The sequence below is a fragment of the Actinomadura madurae genome (assembly GCF_900115095.1).
Taxonomy (GTDB): Bacteria; Actinomycetota; Actinomycetes; order Streptosporangiales; family Streptosporangiaceae; genus Spirillospora; species Spirillospora madurae.
On sequence record NZ_FOVH01000011.1, the window covers coordinates 298,102 to 315,413 of the forward strand.

A 17,312-nucleotide genomic window follows, 5' to 3' on the forward strand; every position below is an offset into this window, starting at 1 on the left:
GTCACGTGCCCCCGTCCCGCGGCGGAGCGATGATCACCGACCCGCCCAGGGCGTCCGCGAGCTCGAACGGCAGGCTGCCGTAGCGGCCTTCGTCCGGGGCGAGGACGGCGGTGCGGACACCGGGCAGCGACCGCACCGGCGCCGCCGCCCGCAGCGCGTCCCGCACGCCGCGATCCCCGACGGGGCCGCGGACCTCGCCGAGCAGGCTGCCGTCCAGCGGGACGTTGCCCCGGCCGTCCGTCGCCACCACCAGCGACACCGGCACCGGGCCGCGGCGCAGCAGCCGGCGCAGCTCGGCGACCGCGAGGTCCAGCCCGTGCGCGAGCGGGGTGGCGCGGCCGGGGCGCCGCCGCAGCGACACGGGCAGCCGCGGGTCCAGCAGCGTCCGCGCCCGGTAGCGGACGGCGGCCAGTTCCCCGGGCGTGTCCCGGTGGCCGAACTCGATCACGGTGACGGCGGCGTCGTCGCGGTGGGCCGCGCGCAGGAACGCGGCGAGGCCGGGCCCGCGGTCGAAGTGCCGCCAGCAGGAGTGGTCGAGGACGAGGACGAGCGCCGCCCCCGGCTCGGCGGCGCGCCGCGGGCGCCGCAGGTCGGCCGGGCTGATCAGCAGCCCCGGCGGCGCGTCCGGCCGGTGCGCCCGCCGGACCGCCTGGAACTTCGCCGCCTCCACCACGGTCGCGACGATCGCGAGGTCGCGGGGCCCGGACGCCGGGCGCACGCCGACCGGACGGCCGCGCAGCCGGCCCGCCCGGGTACGGCGGCCGGGCGGCGGCCGGAGCGCGCCGAGCCGGGGCAGGGCGCCGGGATCGTCCTCCGGATACGGCCACGGGCCGGCCGCCGCGGCGTCCGGCAGCGTGACGGGCTCCCCGGTCCGCGTCGCCACCCGCCGGCCGGCCCCGGGCGCGACCGTCTCCGAGCGGGCCCGCGCCCCCGTCGGTTCCCGTTCCGGGCGGCGGGGCGCGAGGGGTCCCGGCCCGTCCGGCGGCGGCTCCGGGACCGGAGGGGTGCCGGACCCGCCGCCCGGCACGGCGATGCCGAGCAGCGCCGCCGCCTCGTCGACGTGCGCCGCTCCGGTCCGCGCCGCTCCCGCGAAGCCCGCGACCGTCCGCGCGATCCGGGCGAGCGCCAGGTCGCGCCGCCTGCCGGGGCCGGGCGGCAGCAGGACGGGGACCCGCCGCAGCGCGTCCTCCGCGAGCGGCGGACCGTCCGGGGCGGCCTCCAGCGGCGGGACCGCGTGCAACAGCGCCGACTCCTCGTCCGCCCGGGTCGTCCGGCGCACCGCGTCCGCCGCCCGCGTCCACTCCGCGAGCAGCCGTCCCGCCTCCACCCGGATAGGGAACCGGTCCAGCAGGTGCGGCGACACGGTCGCGACCTCGGCGCGGGACGCGGCGGCGAGCCACCACGTCCGGGGCCGCCACCGGCGGCTGTACCCGCGCATCTCCACCGCGGCGGCGTCGGCCCCGGCCAGCGTCACCGCGATCCGCGCCACCGCCGGGTCGGCCTGCCCGAGGTCGGGAACGAGCACCACCGCGCCGTCGGCGGCTGCGAGCGGCCCCGGCGCGAGGCGCAGCGCGTCCCCGTCCGGCCGCATCCGGACCCACAGGCCCTCGTCCGCGGACCCCGGGCCGAGCACCACCGTCGCCGGGGACCCCGGCAGGACTCCGGTGAGCAGCCGCGCGAGCGGGGCCAGCAGGAAGGGGTCGAGGTCGTAGAACAGCACACCGCCCAGCCGGGGGTCCGCCGCCAGACAGCTCAGCAGCGTGCGCACCCGGTCGAGCGCGGCCACCCTCACGCCCCCCGGAGCCGTGCCACGACCCGGCCGGCCTCCTCCGGGCCCCAGTCCGGCAGCCGCCCGGAATGGTCGCTCGACCTGCGGTGCACCAGCGCGGGCCGGGCGACCTCCGCGACATGCCCGGCGGTGACCTCCGGCGCGCCGTCGAGGGCCGCGCGGGCGCGCGCCGCGCGGGCCAGCACCAGCTCGCCGCGGTGCCCGGCGAGCCCGAACTCCTTCGCGACCCGCGCGCAGCCCGCGAGCACCCCAGCGGCGAAGCGGACCTTCCCGACCCGCCGCTTCGCCGCGTCCAGCGCGGCCCGCGTCTCCAGGTCACGCTGCCTCGCCTCCGCCACTCGCGCGGAATCCGGGTCGTCCTGGAAGGTCAGCACCGCGTCCATGATCTCGGCGCGGCGGTCCGCGTCGTTCTCCGGCCGCACCTCGGCGACCAGCCCGAACCGGTCGAGCAGCTGGGGGCGCAGGCTGCCCTCGTCCGGGTTCATCGTGCCGACCAGCGTGAACCGCGCGGGAACGGCCTTCGCCGCGAGGTTGTCGCGCTCGACGTTGAGCACGCCCGTGGAGACGACGTCCAGGATGATGTTCACCAGGTAGTCGTCGAGCAGGTTGACCTCGTCGATGTAGAGGATGCCGGCCTCGGACCTGGACGCCTCCAGAAGCAGCCCGTCCTGCGGCTCCGGGTCCCCCTTCATCAGCTTGTCGATCTTCCAGCCGCCGAGCACCCGGTCGTCGGTGGCGCCGATCGGCAGCGTGACCGGGAGCTCGCCGGTCAGCATCAGCGTGAACGCGCGGACCGTGGTGGTCTTGGCGGTGCCGCGCTGCCCGGTCGCCAGCACGCCGCCGACGGCGTCCGCGACGTAGGCGATCTCCAGGGCCGAGCGCAGCTCCTCCTGGCCGACGATCATCGAGTACGGCAGGACTGTGGACGCGGGATCCGGATCGGTCACTTCTGTTCCTTGTGGACGATGTAGCTCTCGTTCGGGTTGCCGGCGAACTCCATGGCCTCGTCGAGCGGGACGCCCTGCCGCCAGTGGTCGCACCAGTCCTCGTTCAGGGCGCGCTCCTCCTTCAGGTCCTTCGGGAGTTTCACGCGCAACGCGCCGAACAGTTCCGCACGGTGCAGGTCGAACGCCACCGAGACGGTCTCGGCGTAGGCGAGGGCGGCGTGCACGGCGCCCCGGTAGGACAGCCAGGCCAGCGCCGCCGGGACGAGCGCCAGCGGCCACCACCAGCCCGAGCCCAGTAGCAGGACGCCCGTCGCGACCGCCGTGACCGCCAGGGTCACCGCCATCCGGGCGGCGAGGTCGAGGCCGTCGCGGCGGTCGTCGACCAGCTCGCGGACCCGCTCCCCGAGCAGCGGGTACAGCCGCGGCCACGCCACGACCGCGTCGACGCCGTAGTGGCGTCCGGCGCCGTCCTCCATGGCGGTGAGCGCGTTGCCGAGCGCGGTCGGCCGCAGGAGGTGGTCCGGTGCCGGGAAGCGGCGGCGCAGCTCGTGGCCCTTCTCCCCGGCCCGCTGGATCTCCTCCTGCGCCGGCGCCGGGCCGGACGGCGCCGCGTCCTCGCGAAGGCGGTTCCGCCGCCTCTTCTGGCCTCGCAGCAGCAGCGACGAGAAGGGAAGCCACGGTCCCGTGCCTTCGAGCATCCTCATCATCGCGAGCTGGAACGGCTGGAGGACGACGGCCACGATCGTCAGGGCGAGGACCAGCAGGACCACCTCGCCGAGGCCCAGCCCGGCCGCCGTCCGCCACGCCGCGCCGAACTCCAGCGGCCCCCACGCGCCCGCCCACACCAGCGTCAGCAGCCAGAGCGCCGCCGCGTACACCGGGAAGTAGCCGATCAGGACGAACCGCCGGCCGAACCCGGAGTCCGACGGCGCCTTGAGAACCGCGTCGAGCTTCACCGGACCGCCCCGGTGAACGCCATCGGGCCGTGGCCGCTCGCGCACTCCGGCGGGAAGCGCTCGTCGTGGAAGGACCGGTGGGCGCGCTCCCCGCATCCGGGCCGCGTGCAGCCGTAGACCAGGAGCCGGTACCGGGTGGAGCGTCCCGGAAGCCCCGCCCGGTCGGACTCGCCGAGGCCGGCGGCGGGCGTCCCGGCGGTCGCGGGCGCGGCGAGCACCTTCTCGCGGGGGGCGACCGCGACCCGCCGGCCGTCCCGGACGAGGATGATCCGGGTCAGGTCGGGCGCCTCCTCGAACCGGGCGCGCAGGCGGCGGCGCACCTCGACGGCCTTGAGGCCCTCGGCGTACTCCATCTCGGCGCCGTCCGGCTCCCGGTCGAGGGACACGCGGTCGCGGACCGCCGGATCCGTGAACGTCGCGACCCTCGACTGGGCCGCCTTCAACTCCTGATCGTCCAATCCGCCACCCCTCGACCACGCAGCGTCTGCGGCCGACCACTTTTCCACCCATCCGGCACGCGGACGTGGGAAAAGGACGCAGAACCGGAGACCGGTACCGGTCGTGGCGGGACGGTCAGGTCTGCGGGCGCTGGTAGGCGAAGCCGTCGCCGACCACGGCGGCGAGGGTCAGGTAGGCCTCGCGGGTCCCGGGGGCGAGCTGCTCCAGCTCGACCTCGGCGCCCTCTTCCAGGTGGTCGTCGTAGGGGATGCGGACGACGGCGCGGCAGCGGCTCTCGAAGTGGGACTGGAGCTTGTCCAGGTCGACCTGGCTGCGGGTGCGGTTGCGGACCATCGACAGCACGACGACGCCGTTGCGGACGAGGTGGCCGTGGTCGTGCGCCTCCAGCCAGTCGAGGGTCGCGCTCGCGGAGCGGGCACCGTCCACCGACGGGGAGCTGACCAGGACGAGCTGGTCGGCCAGGCTCAGCACGCCCGCCATCGCCGAGTGCAGCAGGCCGGTGCCGCAGTCGGTGATGCAGACCGAGTAGTACTGCTCCAGGACGACGGCGACGGCGGCGTAGTCGTCGGCGCTGAACGCCTCGCTGACCGCCGGGTCGCGGTCGGACGCGAGGATCTCCAGGCGCGCCTCGTTCTGCGAGGTGAACGCGCGGACGTCGGCGTACCGGTGGATCTGCTCGCGGTTGTTCAGCAGGTCGCGGACGGTCGCGGCGGTCTCCAGCCGGACCTTGTCCGACAGGGTCCCGCGGTCGGGGTTGGCGTCCACCGCGATGACCCGGTCGCCGCGCAGCGACCCCAGCATCGAGCCGAGGCCGGTCGTCGTGGTCGTCTTGCCGACGCCGCCCTTCAGCGACATCACCGCCACCCGGTGGTGCCCGCCCGTCACGGGGGTGCGCGCCCGCGCGACGAGGTCCTTGCGGCGCAGGTCGTTCTGCGACTCGCCGGGGTGGATGTTGCCGGCGGTCGCCTTGTAGACCGCGCGCCGCCAGCCGGAGGACGGCGCGATCTTGCGCTCGCCGAGCAGGTTCTCGGAGCTGAGGTTCTCGGTGCTCTGCGGTCCGGACTGGTGCTGCTGGACGGACTGGTCCGGCTGCATCATCTGGTTGAGCGTGTGCGGGTACTGCGACTGGTCCTGCGGAGACCCGCCGGGGTACCCGTAGCCCGGCTGCGGGTACGGCTGCCCGGTGTTGGGGTCAACGGGCGGGTACGGCTGGCCCGTGTTCGGATCCACCGGCGGGTACGGCTGGCCGGTGTTGGGATCGACGGGCGGATAGGGCTGGCCGGTGTTCGGGTCGACCGGCGGGTACGGCTGGCCGGTGTTCGGGTCAACGGGCGGGTACGGCTGGCCCGTGTTGGGATCGACGGGCGGGTACGGCTGGCCGGTGTTCGGATCGACCGGCGGATAGGGCTGGCCGGTGTTGGGGTCGACCGGCGGGTACGGCTGGCCCGTGTTGGGGTCGACCGGTGGGTAGGGCTGGGCGCCGGGGGGCGGCGGGGGCGGGTACGGGCGGCCCATGTTCGGGTCCATCGGCGGGTACGGCTGAGGGACCGCGCCGGGGTCCTGCTGGTACATCTGGCCCGTCGAGGGGTCGGCGGGCGGGTACGGCTGGGCGCCGGCGTTGGGGTCGGGCTGCCACGGCTGACCCGTCACGGGGTCCACGGACGGGAACGGCTGCTGCTCCATGGGCGTGAACCGCCGGCCGGCCGCCGCCGGGTCGGCGGGCGGGAAGGGCTGCGCGTTCGGGTCCGGTGGCATGGGACGGCCCGTGTTCGGGTCGATCGGCACGTACGGCTGGCCCGAGGCGTCCGTGTCCTGGGGAAACGGCTGGCCCGTGGCGGGGTCGACGGGCGGCTGGTAGGGCTGGCCGGCGGCGTCCTGCGGCGGGGCCTGCTCGGACGGGTACGGCGGAAGCTGGTCGAGGGGCGGGGTCGCGTTGCCGTTGACCTCGTACGGCGACGGCTGCTGCCCCTGCTCGCCCGGCTGGCCCTGCCCGTAGCCCTGGTAGCCGCCCATGCCCGCGTACGGCGGCGGGAGCATCCCGCCGTCGAACGGCTGCGGCATCGGGCCGCCGTCGTACGGCGGAGGCATCGGGGGCCCGAACGCGTCATCACCCGGCTGACCCTGGAACGTGGGGGGCGCGGCGAGCCAGGGGCTGCTGTTCGGATCGGTCTGCTCGGCCTGCTCGGCCGGCGGCTCGGCGGGGGGCGGGGCGTTCTCCTGCTCGCCGGTGTTCTCCTCCGAGGCCTTCTCCGCCTCGGGGACGGGGGACGGCCCGGTCGTCTCTCCGCTCATCGCGTCCAGTGAGGCCAGCCGCTCCTCCAGGGACCGCCCGTCGTGCTCGTTCCTCGCCACCGTTCTTCCCCCTAGGGCACGCCTCTGTTGATTACACGGAGCAGGTGGGCAAATTGGCCCCCACGCAGGATACCTGTGCGCCAATACCACGCATCCCACGAGTAGATCGCCATTGCCGCGAAGAAGTTCGAGGTTCCGGGCGCCTTGGACGCGCCCGGTAGCGTGATCGGTATGCATGCCATCGTGATCCGGGAGCCGGGAGACGCGGACGTCCTCGCATGGACGCCGGTACCGGACCCGGCGCCGAAGCCGGGCGAGGTACTGATCGAGGTGGCGGCGAGCGCCGTCAACCGCGCGGACGTCATGCAGCGGATGGGCTTCTATCCGCCGCCGCCGGGCGCTCCCCCGTATCCGGGCCTGGAGGTGTCCGGCCGTATCGCCGAGTTGGGCGCGGACGTGACCGGCCTGGCCGTCGGCGACGAGGTGTGCGCGCTGCTCAGCGGCGGCGGCTACGCCGAACGGGTCACGGTGCCCGCCGGCCAGGTCCTCCCGGTGCCGCGCGGCGTGGACGTCGTCGACGCGGCCGGGCTTCCGGAGGTCGCGTGCACGGTGTTCTCGAACGTGATCATGCTCGGCGGCCTCCGCGAGGGCGAGACGTTCCTCGCGCACGGCGGCGGCAGCGGCATCGGGACGTTCGCCATCCAGCTCGCGAAGGCCCGCGGCGCCCGGGTGGTGACGACGGTGGGCAGCGCGGAGAAGGCGGAGAGGTGCCGGGAGCTCGGCGCCGACGTCGCCGTCAACTACCGCGAGGAGGACTTCGTCGAGAGCGGCCCCTACGACGTCATCCTCGATCTGGTCGGCGCCAAGTACCTGGAGCGGAACGTGGAGGCGCTCGCCACCGGCGGGCGGCTCATGGTGATCGGCCTCCAAGGCGGCGCGAAGGGCGAGCTTGACCTCGGCAAGCTGCTGCGCAAGCGGGCGCTGGTGCACGCGACGACGCTGCGGGCCCGTCCGCCGGAGGAGAAGGCGGAGATCGTCGCGGGCGTCCGGGAGCACGTGTGGCCGCTGCTGGAGTCCGGGACGATCCGCCCGGTCGTCGACCGGCGGATCCCGATCGCGGACGCGGCCCGCGCGCACCGGCTGCTCGAAGAGAGCGGTCACGTCGGCAAGATCCTGCTGACCGTGTGAGTATGGGGGGATTATGAGCGAGCCTTCGAAGAACAAGTCTGGACAGGAACCGCAGGTGCTCGTGCTCGGCCCGAACGGCATCGCCGTCGAGGGCGGCGGTGAGGGCGAGTCCGAGGGCAAGTCGGTGACCGACATGGTCGAGCAGCCGGCGAAGGTCATGCGGATCGGCGGGATGATCCGCCAGCTCCTGGAGGAGGTCAAGGCCGCCCCGCTGGACGAGGCGAGCCGGGCCCGGCTGCGGGAGATCCACAAGTCGTCCATCAAGGAGCTGGAGGACGGCCTCGCGCCCGAGCTGGTCGAGGAGCTGGAACGGCTGTCGCTGCCGTTCACCGAGGGCACGGTGCCGAGCGAGTCGGAGCTGCGGATCGCGCAGGCGCAGCTCGTCGGCTGGCTGGAAGGCCTCTTCCACGGCATCCAGACGACGCTGTTCGCCCAGCAGATGGCGGCCCGCGCGCAGCTGGAGCAGATGCGCCGCGCCCTGCCCGCCGGGATGATGCCCGGCGGCGAGGAGGAGCAGCAGAAGCCCGGCCCTCGGTCGTCCGGCCCCTACCTGTGACACGTCCCCCGGCCGCACCCCGCGAACGGGGGTGCGGCCGTCGTCATGGGAAGAGGCGTTCCAGGACCTCGGCCACGCCGTCGTCGTCGTTGCGGGACGTCCGGTGCGTCACCGCCGCCAGCACGAGCGGATGCGCGTTCGCGACGGCGTAGGAGGTGCCCGCCCAGCTCAGCATCGGCAGGTCGTTGACCATGTCGCCGAACGCGGTGACGTCCGACGCCGCGATGCCCTGCTCGGTGCACAGGGCCGCGAGGGCGCTGGCCTTGGTGACGCCCATCGCGCTCATCTCCAGCAGCCCGCGCCCCGACGAGTGCGTGACGGTCACGAGGTCGCCGACCGCCTGGGTCGCCTTCTCCGACAGCGTGTCCGGGTCGGCGTCCGGGTGGAACGCGAGCAGCTTGGTGCCGGCGCGGCTCACCAGCTCCCCGTCGTCGACGGGCCGGCCGCCGAACTTCCGGGCGTCCCAGCGCCCCATCTCGTAGCGCGCCTCGTACACGAACTCGTCCGGGTACTCCACCGAGAACCGCAGCTCCGGCGAGATGCCGCGCAGCCGCCCGATCGTCTCCGCCAGCACGTCCGGCGGGATCTCGTCGGCCCGCAGGACGGCCTCGGTGTGCAGGTCGTACAGGACGGCCCCGTTCGCGCAGATCGCGACACCGCGATGGCCGACGGCCGCGGCGATGTCGGTCATCCAGCGCGGCGGCCGGCCGGTGACCATGACCAGCATCGAGCCGGCGCGCTCGACGCGGGAGAGGGCGGAGACGGTCCGTGCGGAGATCGTCCCGTCGGAGCGGACGATCGTCCCGTCGAGGTCGGTGGCGATCACGCGCGGTGCGGACTTGGTCATGTCACCTTCCTGGGCAGATGGGACACACCCTAGGCGACACCGCGCGGACCGCCCGCCCGCGGGTCAGCGCTTGACCGGCTCCAGCACGTCCTGCCCGAGGAACTTGCGCAGCGCCTCCGGCACCCGCACCGACCCGTCGGCCCGCTGGTGGTTCTCCAGGATCGCGACCATCCACCGGGTCGTCGCGAGCGTCCCGTTCAGCGTCGCGACCGGCTGGTTCCGGCCGTCCGCGTCGCGGTGCCGGACCGCCAGGCGGCGCGCCTGGAACTCGGTGCAGTTGGACGTCGAGGTGACCTCGCGGTAGGTGTTCTGCGTCGGCACCCACGCCTCGCAGTCGTACTTGCGGGCCGCGCTGGAGCCGAGGTCGCCGGCCGCCACGTCGATCACCCGGTACGGGATCTCGACCTTGGCGAGCATCTCCTTCTCCCACTCCAGCAGCCGCAGGTGCTCGGCGTGCGCGTCGGCCGGGTCGCAGTAGGAGAACATCTCCACCTTGTCGAACTGGTGGACGCGGATGATGCCGCGCGTGTCCTTGCCGTAGGAGCCGGCCTCCCGGCGGAAGCACGACGACCAGGCGACGTACCGCCGCGGCAGCTCGTCGATGATCTCGTTCATGTGGTACGCGGCGAGCGGGACCTCCGACGTGCCCACCAGGTACAGCTCGTCCTGCGGCAGGTGGTACACCTCCGCCGCGTGCGCGCCGAGGAACCCGGTGCCCTCCATCGCCTCCGGCTTCACCAGCACCGGCGGGTACATCGGCACGAACCCGCTCGCGACGGCCTGCTCCATGGCGAGGTTCAGCAGCGCGTACTGGAGCCGCGCGCCCACGCCCGTCAGGTAGTAGAACCGCGCGCCCGACACCTTCGCGCCGCGCTCCATGTCGATCGCGCCGAGGCTCTCGCCCAGCTCCAGGTGGTCTTTGGGCTCGAAGTCGAACGTGGTCGGCTCGCCGACGTGCTCCAGGACGACGAAGTCCTGCTCGCCGCCGGGCGGGGCGCCGTCCTCGATCAGGTTGGGGACGCTCTTCAGCAGCGCGTCCAGCTCCTCGCCGAGCCGGTCGGCCTCCGCCTCGCGCTCCTTCACCTGCTGCGCGAGCTCCTTCGCGCGGGTCAGCAGCGCCTGCCGCTCGTCGCCCTGCGCCTTGGACACGGACTTGCCGAAACTCTTCTGCTCCGCGCGCAGCCGCTCGAACGACGTCAGCGCCGAACGGCGCCTCCCGTCCAGGTCGATCAGCTTGCCGACGACGGCGTCATCCTCACCGCGGGCGCGCTGCGAGGCGCGCAGCCGCTCGGGATCCTCTCGAAGAGCTCGCAGGTCAATCACAGACCCGAGGCTACCGGGCCGGAACCTCGTCCGCGCGCGTATATCCGCTGTCTCAGCGGACCCCGCTGGCCAGCAGCGCGTGCGCGGGCAGCGCGACCTCGCCGTCCCGCACCGCGTAGGCGGAGACGATCCGGTCGTACTCGGTCTTGATGCGGGCGACGGTCGCCGCGTCCTGCCGCCCGACGATGACGCCGTTGGTGCCGACCCGGGACAGCGCGCCCGTCTCCCACCACTCCTCGGGGTCGACGACGTGCTCCCAGGTCACCTCCTCGACGGCGACCTCGGCGAACCCCGCCTCGGTGACCAGCCGCCGGAACGCCGCCGGCTCCCCGTACCGCAGGAACGGCGGCTCCGGAATGTCGTCCGGCCACGGCACCCCGGCCGCCTCGATCGCCTCCCGGACGATCGCGAGCGCGCCCCTGCCCGGCATCACCCAGCAGGTCAGCGCCAGCCGCCCGCCCTCGCGCAGGACCCGCCGCAGCGCACCGAGCGCCGCACCGGGATCCCCCACATGGTTGATCACGAAGTTGCCGGCGACCGCGTCGAACGTCCCGTCGCCGAACGGCACCTCCGGCAGGACGGCGACCCGCACGTCCAGCCCGGGCACGTTCCTGGCCGCCGTCTCCGCCATGCCCGGCTCGGCGTCCAGCGCCGACACCTCGGCGCCGCGCCGGACCGCCTCCCGCGACACGAACCCCGGGCCCGTCCCCACGTCGAGGAACCGCGTGCCGCCCGCCACCCCGGCCGCGTCCAGCAGCGGCTCGACCATGTACCGCGTGACGTGCGCGAACCCCCGCTCATACGCGGGCGCCCGCCCGGCCCACAACTCCCGCTCGTAGAGATCGAAGTCCATCGGCGCAGCGTAACCCAGGGGCTTACCGGTTGGGCGGGGGGACCGCGCAGGTGTCGTCGGTGCAGGTTTCGGCCTGGTCGCCGACCATGATCGGGGTCGGGTTCGCTTCCGCCCAGGCCTGGTCCAGGACCTGCGTGAAGGTCTCGGTGGGCTGGGCGCCCGAGACGCCGTAGCGGCGGTCGACGACGAAGAAGGGCACACCCGTCGCTCCGATATCGCGCGCAGCGCGGTACTCGGCGTCCACCTCCTCGGCGAACTTCCCGGACGTCAGCACCTCGCGCGCCTCCGCGGCGTCCAGGCCCGCCTCGGTCACGATCTCCACCAGCGAGTCGTGGTCGAACACCGAGCGCCGGTCGGTGAAGTGGGCCTTGAAGAGGGCCTCCACGACCGCGTCCTGCACGCCGCGCTCGCCCGCGAGGTGGATCAGCCGGTGTGCGTCGGCGGTGTTGCCCGCGCGGCCGCCCTCCAGGTTGTACTCCAGGCCGGCCGCCGCGGCGCGCTCCTCCATCTGCCGGTTCATCTCGACCGCGCGGTCGCGGGTCATGCCGTACTTGTCCGCCAGCATGTCGGCCACGTCCACGGTCTCGCCGTGCGGGAACGACGGGTCGAGCTGGAAGGACCGGTGGATCACCTCGACCCGGTCGCGGTGCTCGAAACCCTCCAGCGCCCGCTCGAAGTGGCGCTTGCCGAGGTAGCACCAGGGGCACACGACGTCGGACCAGATCTCAACGCGCACGGGAACACCTTTCTCGGGACGTGCTCCGTGCAACAAGCGTCCGTGCCGTCTGATTTCCGGCGGCTGTTTCCGGCGGCTCAGGCGTGGCCGGTGCGGATGGCGTCGACCCAGGCGGCGGCCTCGGTGAAGTCGGTGTCGTGGGTGCCGCGGCGGATCTCCGGGCGGACCTGGTCGGCGCGGGCGTAGGAGCCGACGAAGCGGACGTCGGAGCAGACGCGGCGCAGGCCCATCAGGGCCTCCCCGACGCGGGCGTCGGCGACGTGGCCCTCGAAGTCCATCCAGAACAGGTACGAGCCGAGGCCCGCGCCGGTGGGGCGGGACTGGATCAGCGTCAGGTTGATGCCGCGGACGGAGAACTCGGTGAGGATCTCCAGCAGCGCGCCCGGGTGGTCCTCGCCGATGAACGCGACGACGGTCGTCTTGTCCATGCCGGTGGGCCGCGGCGGGGTGCAGGGGCGGTGCAGGACGACGAACCGGGTGACCGCGTCGGCGACGTCGTGGATGTCCTCGGCGAGGATCGACAGCCCGTAGCGGGGGGCCGCGAACGCGCCGGCGAGGGCGGCGTCGTAGTGGCCGTCGGCGACGTGCTGGGCGGCCTCGGCGTTGGACGTCGCGGCGCGCCACTCGGCGTCCGGGACGTTCTCCAGCAGCCAGCGGCGGCACTGCGGCTGCGCGATCGGGTGGGACGCGACGGTCTTGATGTCGTCCAGCGCGGTGCCCGGACGGACGAGCAGCGCGAACGAGACCGGCAGGTGGATCTCGCCGACGATCTGCAGGGGCTCGCCGGTGGCGAGCTCGTCGAGGGTCGTCGGGACCGAGCCCTCGACGGAGTTCTCCAGCGCGACGACCGCGGTGTCGGCCTCCCCGTTGCGGAGGGCTTCGAGGACGGCCGGAACGGTCGCGCACGGGACGTGCTCGGCGTCCGCGGCGCCCGGGAGGGTGTGGAGCGCGGCCTCGGTAAAGGTGCCCCGCGGACCCAGGTAGGCGTAGCGCGCTGTCCTGCCGTCTGCGGTCACGGAGTCCCCCGGGTGGTGTGTTTCGCGAGATGGCCGAGTTTACTTCCCGGTCCGTAAAGCCCAGTACTCGGCCGCGGGTCAGGCGCGGGCCGTGGGGGTGCGGTCGCCGTTGCCGAAGTCGGGCAGCGGGTCGTCCATCGAGACGACCGGGCCCTTTCCGAGCCGGGCCGCGCGCAGGACCTGGTTCTCCTCGGGGGAGAGGGTCTCGACGGCGTGCCCCGCCTGGACGGCCTTGGCGTAGGTGCGCGTCTCGGTCCGCCCGTTGATGGAGCTGACGATGACCCCGTCCCCGACCGCGTTGATCAGGGCGAGCGAGAACGAGCGGTGTCCCGACATCTCCTTGAGGGCGTCGTAGTGGACGATGGCGAGATCGCGCAGCGCGCGCTCGTCGACCGACCCGCTCGCCACCTGGAGCTGGCGCCTCAGCATTTCCCCGCACTCGTCGACGACCTGGTTGACCCGGTTGTGCGCGACAACTGCGATGGACAGCCCCGCGACCCCGGCGACCAGGCCCGCGACGGCCACCGCGACAAGCATCACGAGCTGAGCGTACCCATCCCGACCTGCTGTTGCGAAGGATCCTCGGGCTTGGTGACCGGATCGAGCCGTTTCACGAGCCAGGTGCCGAGCGCCAGGATGGACACGAGCGCGGCGATGCCGAACGTGTCGCGCAGGACCGAGCCCGCGAAGACCGAGACCATGGAGTGGTCCGGGCCGATCAGCGCGCGCGCCCACCAAGGGATCGGGAACAGGAAGAGGAGCCAGAGCCCGCACGCGAACAGACATCTTCGCGTGTCCCGCCCATCACCGGCCAGAGCGCCGACCACCGCGATCATCCAGACAAGGTGGTGAATCCACCCCACAGGGGACAGGACAACGGACAGCAGCCCGACGATCGCGACCCCGGCGAGCAGCAGGCTGGCGGAGTCCGTCCCGGTCGCGGCATCGGCGGCGAGGGTCGCGCGGCGGGCCCACGCGAACCCGAAGCAGGCGACGACCAGGGCGAACGACAGCCACACGAACGTCCGGGCCGGCCCCTCGTCCAGGATCCGGGCGACGATCCCGTGGATCGCCTGGTTGGTGGTGCCGTCGACCGCGCCCGTCCGGTCACCGCCCTGCAACAGCGCGCCGAACCAGAAGCCGGACGAGTCGGACGGCAGCAGTGCGAACCCGGCGAGCGTGGCCGCGGCCGCCGTGAGCACCGCGTTGGCCAGCGCCTCCCGCCGGCCGGTGATCAGGAAGTAGACGAGGAAGACGCCCGGCACCAGCTTGATCGCCAGCGCCAGCCCGACCAGCGCCCCGCGCGGCCAGCGGGCCGTGCGGGCGCAGCAGTCGGCCAGGCACATGGCGAGCAGGAACAGCCCGACCTGCCCGAACCGGACCTGGTCGCGGACGGGGTCGAGCCACGCCATCGCCGCGAAGAGCACGCCGGCGGTGAGCGGCGCCCAGCGTCCCGTCCGGCGGATGAGGTCGCGGAAGGCGTACCAGACGACGATCGCGAGGGCCACGTAGATCAGCCCCGTCCACGCCCACTGCGCGGCACGCCAGGGCAGCAGGGTGAACGGGACGGCGAGGACGGCTGCGATCGGCGGGTAGGTGAACGGCAGCAGCTGCGGGGGCTGCGTCAGGAAGTCGTACAGCGGCGCGCCGCGCAGGACCGCCCGGCCGCCCTCCCGGTAGACCTCCAGGTCGACGAGCCGCTGGTCGGGCGGATTGCCGAGCCAGCGCACCACGATCGGCGTGACGGCGGCCACGGCCACCACGACGCCGGCCAGGACAATGATCAGATCGAGCGGGCCCCGCCGGGGGGCGGCGGGGGCGGCCTCGCCGCGGGTTTCGCCGGCATCGCGCGCCATGAGACCGTCCACAGCACGCAGGATATGACCCCTACCCGATGGTGGGGCTCTTGTAACCTGAACGCCATGACACCCCGGGGAACGAAGATCGCAATGTTCCTCGCGACCCTCGTCACCGTCCTGACCGGCGCGATCTGGCCTGCCGCGGCCCACGCGGAGGCCGGCTCCGCGCCCACCGGGCGCGTGGTGATCATCGGGGTGCCGGGGCTGATGTGGAGCGACGTCACCCGGGAGAACACCCCGGCGCTGTGGGGCCTGACGGCGCAGGGGGCGGGTGCGGGCCTCAGCGTCCGCACGACGCGGGTGAACACGTGCCCGACGGACGGCTGGCTGACGCTGTCGGCCGGGCAGCGGTCCCGGCTGCCGCACGGCGACTGCGCGCTGCCGTCCGCGCCGATCCTGCCGGGCCAGGACTCCCCCACCGGCGCCCCGCCGCCGGGCGGCGCCATCGCCGCCGGCTGGCCGGCGATCAAGAGCGACAACGCGGGCACGAACTACCACGCCCAGATCGGGCTGCTCGGCGACGAGGTGCACGAGGCGGGCGGCTGCACGACGGCGGTCGGGCCCGGCGCGGTGTTCGGCGCCGGCAACGGCGGCGGGCGCGTGGACCGCTACGTCGAGTCCCCGGGCAAGGTCACCGCGGCCGACTGGGCGCGGTGCCCGCTCGCCGCCGTCGACGTCGACGACCTGTTCCGCGCCTACATCAACGCCGGCGTCGACCCCAAGGGCGACCAGGTCCCGCTGTCGGACCGCAAGCGCGCCGCCGCGGCGGCCGCCGCGGACCGCCGCGTCGCCCAGGTCGTGACCGGGCTCCCCGAAGGCACGAACGTCCTCGTCGCGGGCCTGTCCGACATCGGCGTGGACCCGCACCTGCGCGTCGCGATCGCCACGGGGCCCGGCTTCGAGCCCGGCTACATGACCTCTGGCGCCACCCGCCAGGACGGCCTGGTCACGCTGACCGACCTCACCGCGACGACGCTGAAGCTGCTCGGGGTGAAGCAGCCGAAGCAGGCCGTCGGGTCGGCGTGGCGGTCGCAGCCGTCGGAGGCGTCCACGCACGAGCGGGTCGACGCGCTCATGGACGAGGACGTCGCGGCGCAGGCGATCCGGACCGTCCAGACGTCGTTCTACTGGGTGCTGTTCGCGACGCAGCTCGTCCTGTACGGGGTCGCGGTGATCGCGCTGCGCCGCCTCGGCGGCGACCGCCGCTCGCGGGCGCGGATACTGGGCGGTACCCGGGTGATAGCGCTGCTGGGCGGGGCGGCGCCGGGCGCGTCGTTCCTCGCCGGGCTGCTGCCGTGGTGGCGGGCCGAGGCGCCGACGCCCGTGCTGATCTGCACCGTCCTCGGCTTCGCCGGGCTGCTGACCGGCGTGGCGCTCGCGGGCCCGTGGCGCCGTTCCGCGGTCGTCCCCGGGCTGGTGATCACCGGGGTGACGGCGCTGGTCCTCGCGCTGGACGTGATGACGGGCTCGTCCCTCCAGCTCAACACGCTGATGGGCTACACCGCCCTCGTCGCCGGACGGTTCTACGGCTTCGGCAACCAGGCGTTCTCGCTGTTCGCCGTCGCCTCGATCCTGACGGCGGCGTGGCTGACGGAGTACCCGCTGCGCAAGGAGCGCAAGGCCGTCGCGGTCGGGATCGTCGCCGTGATCGGCGCGTTCGCCGTCGCGGTGGACGGGCTCCCGGCGTTCGGCAGCGACTTCGGCGGCGTGCTGGCCATGGTCCCCGCGTTCGCGATGCTCGGCCTGATGGTCGCCGGCAAGCGCGTCTCGGCGCCCCGGCTCGGCGTCTTCTTCGTGGCCGGCGCGGTCCTGGTGCTGTTCATCTCCTACCTGAACGCGCGCAGCGACAACCCGACGCACCTCGGCCGGTTCTGGCAGGACCTCATGGACGGGGACGCCTGGGGCGTCGTCACCCGCAAGTTCGACGCGATGCTGAACAGCCTCGGGTACTGGCCGTACACGCTGGCGCTCGCCGCCGCGGTGGTGTTCCTGTTCTTCGTCCTGGCGCGGCCGACGCGGTGGCGGGTGTCGCTGCTGCAGGGCGCCTACGAGCACAGCCTGACGATGCGCCCGGCGCTGATCTGCGCGCTCACCGTCGGGGTCATCGGCACGCTGGTGAACGACTCCGGCGTGGTGATCCTGTCGGTGTCGTTCAGCCTGGCGACCCCGCTGATGCTCGCGGCCGGGCTCCGGTCGCTGGAGATCGACCTGAGGAACGCAGACACGCCGCCACCAGGGCCGTCAGGATCGCCAGCAGCGTCCACGGAACGACGGTCGGCCGAACGACGGTGAACAGCCACTCCAGGTCGTCCGGCAGCCGGATCCGGGCGGGCGCGCGGGCGGGCAGGTAGGCGAGGCTGAGCGCGGCGGTGTGCGCGAGCAGGATCCAGTCGATCCGCGTCCACGGCAGCAGCGCCAGCAGCGCCCAGCCGAACCCGTCGTACCAGGGCAGCGCGTAGGGGGCGGCGAGGAGCCACGCGAGGACGATCGC

General features: G+C 73.8%; 15 protein-coding genes. 3 read left to right on the forward strand and 12 right to left on the reverse strand.

Annotated elements, in window-relative coordinates:
- Nucleotide 1 precedes the first annotated feature (1 nt).
- The 5 genes from BM339_RS29140 to BM339_RS51775 form a co-directional block, all read right to left on the reverse strand.
- On the reverse strand, nt 2-1,786 hold the full coding sequence (locus tag BM339_RS29140; protein WP_177287807.1) for a magnesium chelatase: 1,785 nt from the start codon (nt 1,784-1,786) through the stop codon (nt 2-4).
- Nucleotides 1,787-1,788: 2 nt separating this feature from the next.
- On the reverse strand, nt 1,789-2,736 hold the full coding sequence (locus BM339_RS29145; protein WP_218163788.1) for an AAA family ATPase: 948 nt from the start codon (nt 2,734-2,736) through the stop codon (nt 1,789-1,791).
- Nucleotides 2,733-3,692 (reverse strand): hypothetical protein, encoded by a 960-nt coding sequence (locus tag BM339_RS29150; RefSeq protein ID WP_075022908.1) that lies wholly within the window; start codon nt 3,690-3,692, stop codon nt 2,733-2,735. Before BM339_RS29150 ends, BM339_RS29145 begins: the two co-directional genes overlap by 4 nt.
- Nucleotides 3,689-4,150, reverse strand: coding sequence for a hypothetical protein (locus BM339_RS29155; protein WP_143118644.1), 462 nt, complete (start codon nt 4,148-4,150; stop codon nt 3,689-3,691). The genes BM339_RS29150 and BM339_RS29155 overlap by 4 nt, the downstream gene beginning before the upstream one ends.
- Before the next feature lie 115 nt (nt 4,151-4,265).
- Entirely contained in the window at nt 4,266-6,503 is a 2,238-nt protein-coding gene (locus tag BM339_RS51775; RefSeq protein ID WP_256255496.1) for a nucleotide-binding protein, read from the reverse strand.
- 171 nt (nt 6,504-6,674) lie between these two features.
- Between BM339_RS51775 and BM339_RS29165 the strand changes: the two genes are divergently transcribed.
- Both BM339_RS29165 and BM339_RS29170 read left to right on the forward strand, forming a co-directional pair.
- On the forward strand, nt 6,675-7,631 hold the full coding sequence (locus tag BM339_RS29165; RefSeq protein WP_075022909.1) for an NAD(P)H-quinone oxidoreductase: 957 nt from the start codon (nt 6,675-6,677) through the stop codon (nt 7,629-7,631).
- A 13-nt stretch (nt 7,632-7,644) separates the two neighbouring features.
- Nucleotides 7,645-8,187 carry a bacterial proteasome activator family protein gene (locus BM339_RS29170; protein WP_024934717.1) on the forward strand — a complete coding sequence of 181 codons (543 nt, stop codon included), beginning with the start codon at nt 7,645-7,647 and terminating at the stop codon, nt 8,185-8,187.
- A 43-nt stretch (nt 8,188-8,230) separates the two neighbouring features.
- On the opposite strand, the gene BM339_RS29175 is transcribed toward BM339_RS29170, so the two are convergent.
- From BM339_RS29175 to BM339_RS29205, 7 genes are all read right to left on the reverse strand, one after another.
- On the reverse strand, nt 8,231-9,034 hold the full coding sequence (locus BM339_RS29175) for a Cof-type HAD-IIB family hydrolase (protein WP_021596895.1): 804 nt from the start codon (nt 9,032-9,034) through the stop codon (nt 8,231-8,233).
- A 63-nt stretch (nt 9,035-9,097) separates the two neighbouring features.
- Nucleotides 9,098-10,357, reverse strand: coding sequence for a serine--tRNA ligase (gene serS, locus BM339_RS29180; RefSeq protein ID WP_075022910.1), 1,260 nt, complete (start codon nt 10,355-10,357; stop codon nt 9,098-9,100).
- 52 nt (nt 10,358-10,409) lie between these two features.
- Nucleotides 10,410-11,210 (reverse strand): class I SAM-dependent methyltransferase, encoded by an 801-nt coding sequence (locus BM339_RS29185; RefSeq protein ID WP_024934716.1) that lies wholly within the window; start codon nt 11,208-11,210, stop codon nt 10,410-10,412.
- Nucleotides 11,211-11,232: 22 nt separating this feature from the next.
- Entirely contained in the window at nt 11,233-11,946 is a 714-nt protein-coding gene (locus BM339_RS29190) for a DsbA family oxidoreductase (RefSeq protein ID WP_075022911.1), read from the reverse strand.
- A gap of 77 nt (nt 11,947-12,023) precedes the next feature.
- On the reverse strand, nt 12,024-12,962 hold the full coding sequence (gene pheA, locus BM339_RS29195) for a prephenate dehydratase (RefSeq protein WP_021596898.1): 939 nt from the start codon (nt 12,960-12,962) through the stop codon (nt 12,024-12,026).
- 78 nt (nt 12,963-13,040) lie between these two features.
- The gene (locus BM339_RS29200; protein WP_024934714.1) at nt 13,041-13,499 is read right to left on the reverse strand and encodes a DUF4446 family protein; all 459 of its coding nucleotides are present in this window, start codon (nt 13,497-13,499) and stop codon (nt 13,041-13,043) included.
- Complete coding sequence (locus BM339_RS29205; RefSeq protein ID WP_244938817.1) at nt 13,499-14,830, reverse strand: glycosyltransferase 87 family protein; 1,332 nt, start codon at nt 14,828-14,830, stop codon at nt 13,499-13,501. The genes BM339_RS29200 and BM339_RS29205 overlap by 1 nt, the downstream gene beginning before the upstream one ends.
- Before the next feature lie 54 nt (nt 14,831-14,884).
- On the opposite strand from BM339_RS29205, the gene BM339_RS51780 reads away from it, so the two are divergent.
- A complete protein-coding gene (locus BM339_RS51780) occupies nt 14,885-17,113 on the forward strand; it encodes a hypothetical protein (RefSeq protein WP_033330728.1) in 2,229 nt (742 codons plus the stop codon).
- Nucleotides 17,114-17,312 lie beyond the last annotated feature (199 nt).

What these genes read in the sequence shown, in the direction of transcription:
- BM339_RS29165 (WP_075022909.1), top strand. Translation starts at nt 6,675, where the DNA reads ATGCATGCCATCGTGATCCGGGAGCCGGGAGACGCGGACGTCCTCGCA.
- BM339_RS29170 (WP_024934717.1), top strand. Translation starts at nt 7,645, where the DNA reads ATGAGCGAGCCTTCGAAGAACAAGTCTGGACAGGAACCGCAGGTGCTC.
- BM339_RS29175 (WP_021596895.1), bottom strand. Translation starts at nt 9,034, where the DNA reads ATGACCAAGTCCGCACCGCGCGTGATCGCCACCGACCTCGACGGGACG.
- BM339_RS29185 (WP_024934716.1), bottom strand. Translation starts at nt 11,210, where the DNA reads ATGGACTTCGATCTCTACGAGCGGGAGTTGTGGGCCGGGCGGGCGCCC.
- BM339_RS29200 (WP_024934714.1), bottom strand. Translation starts at nt 13,499, where the DNA reads ATGCTTGTCGCGGTGGCCGTCGCGGGCCTGGTCGCCGGGGTCGCGGGG.
- BM339_RS51780 (WP_033330728.1), top strand. Translation starts at nt 14,885, where the DNA reads ATGACACCCCGGGGAACGAAGATCGCAATGTTCCTCGCGACCCTCGTC.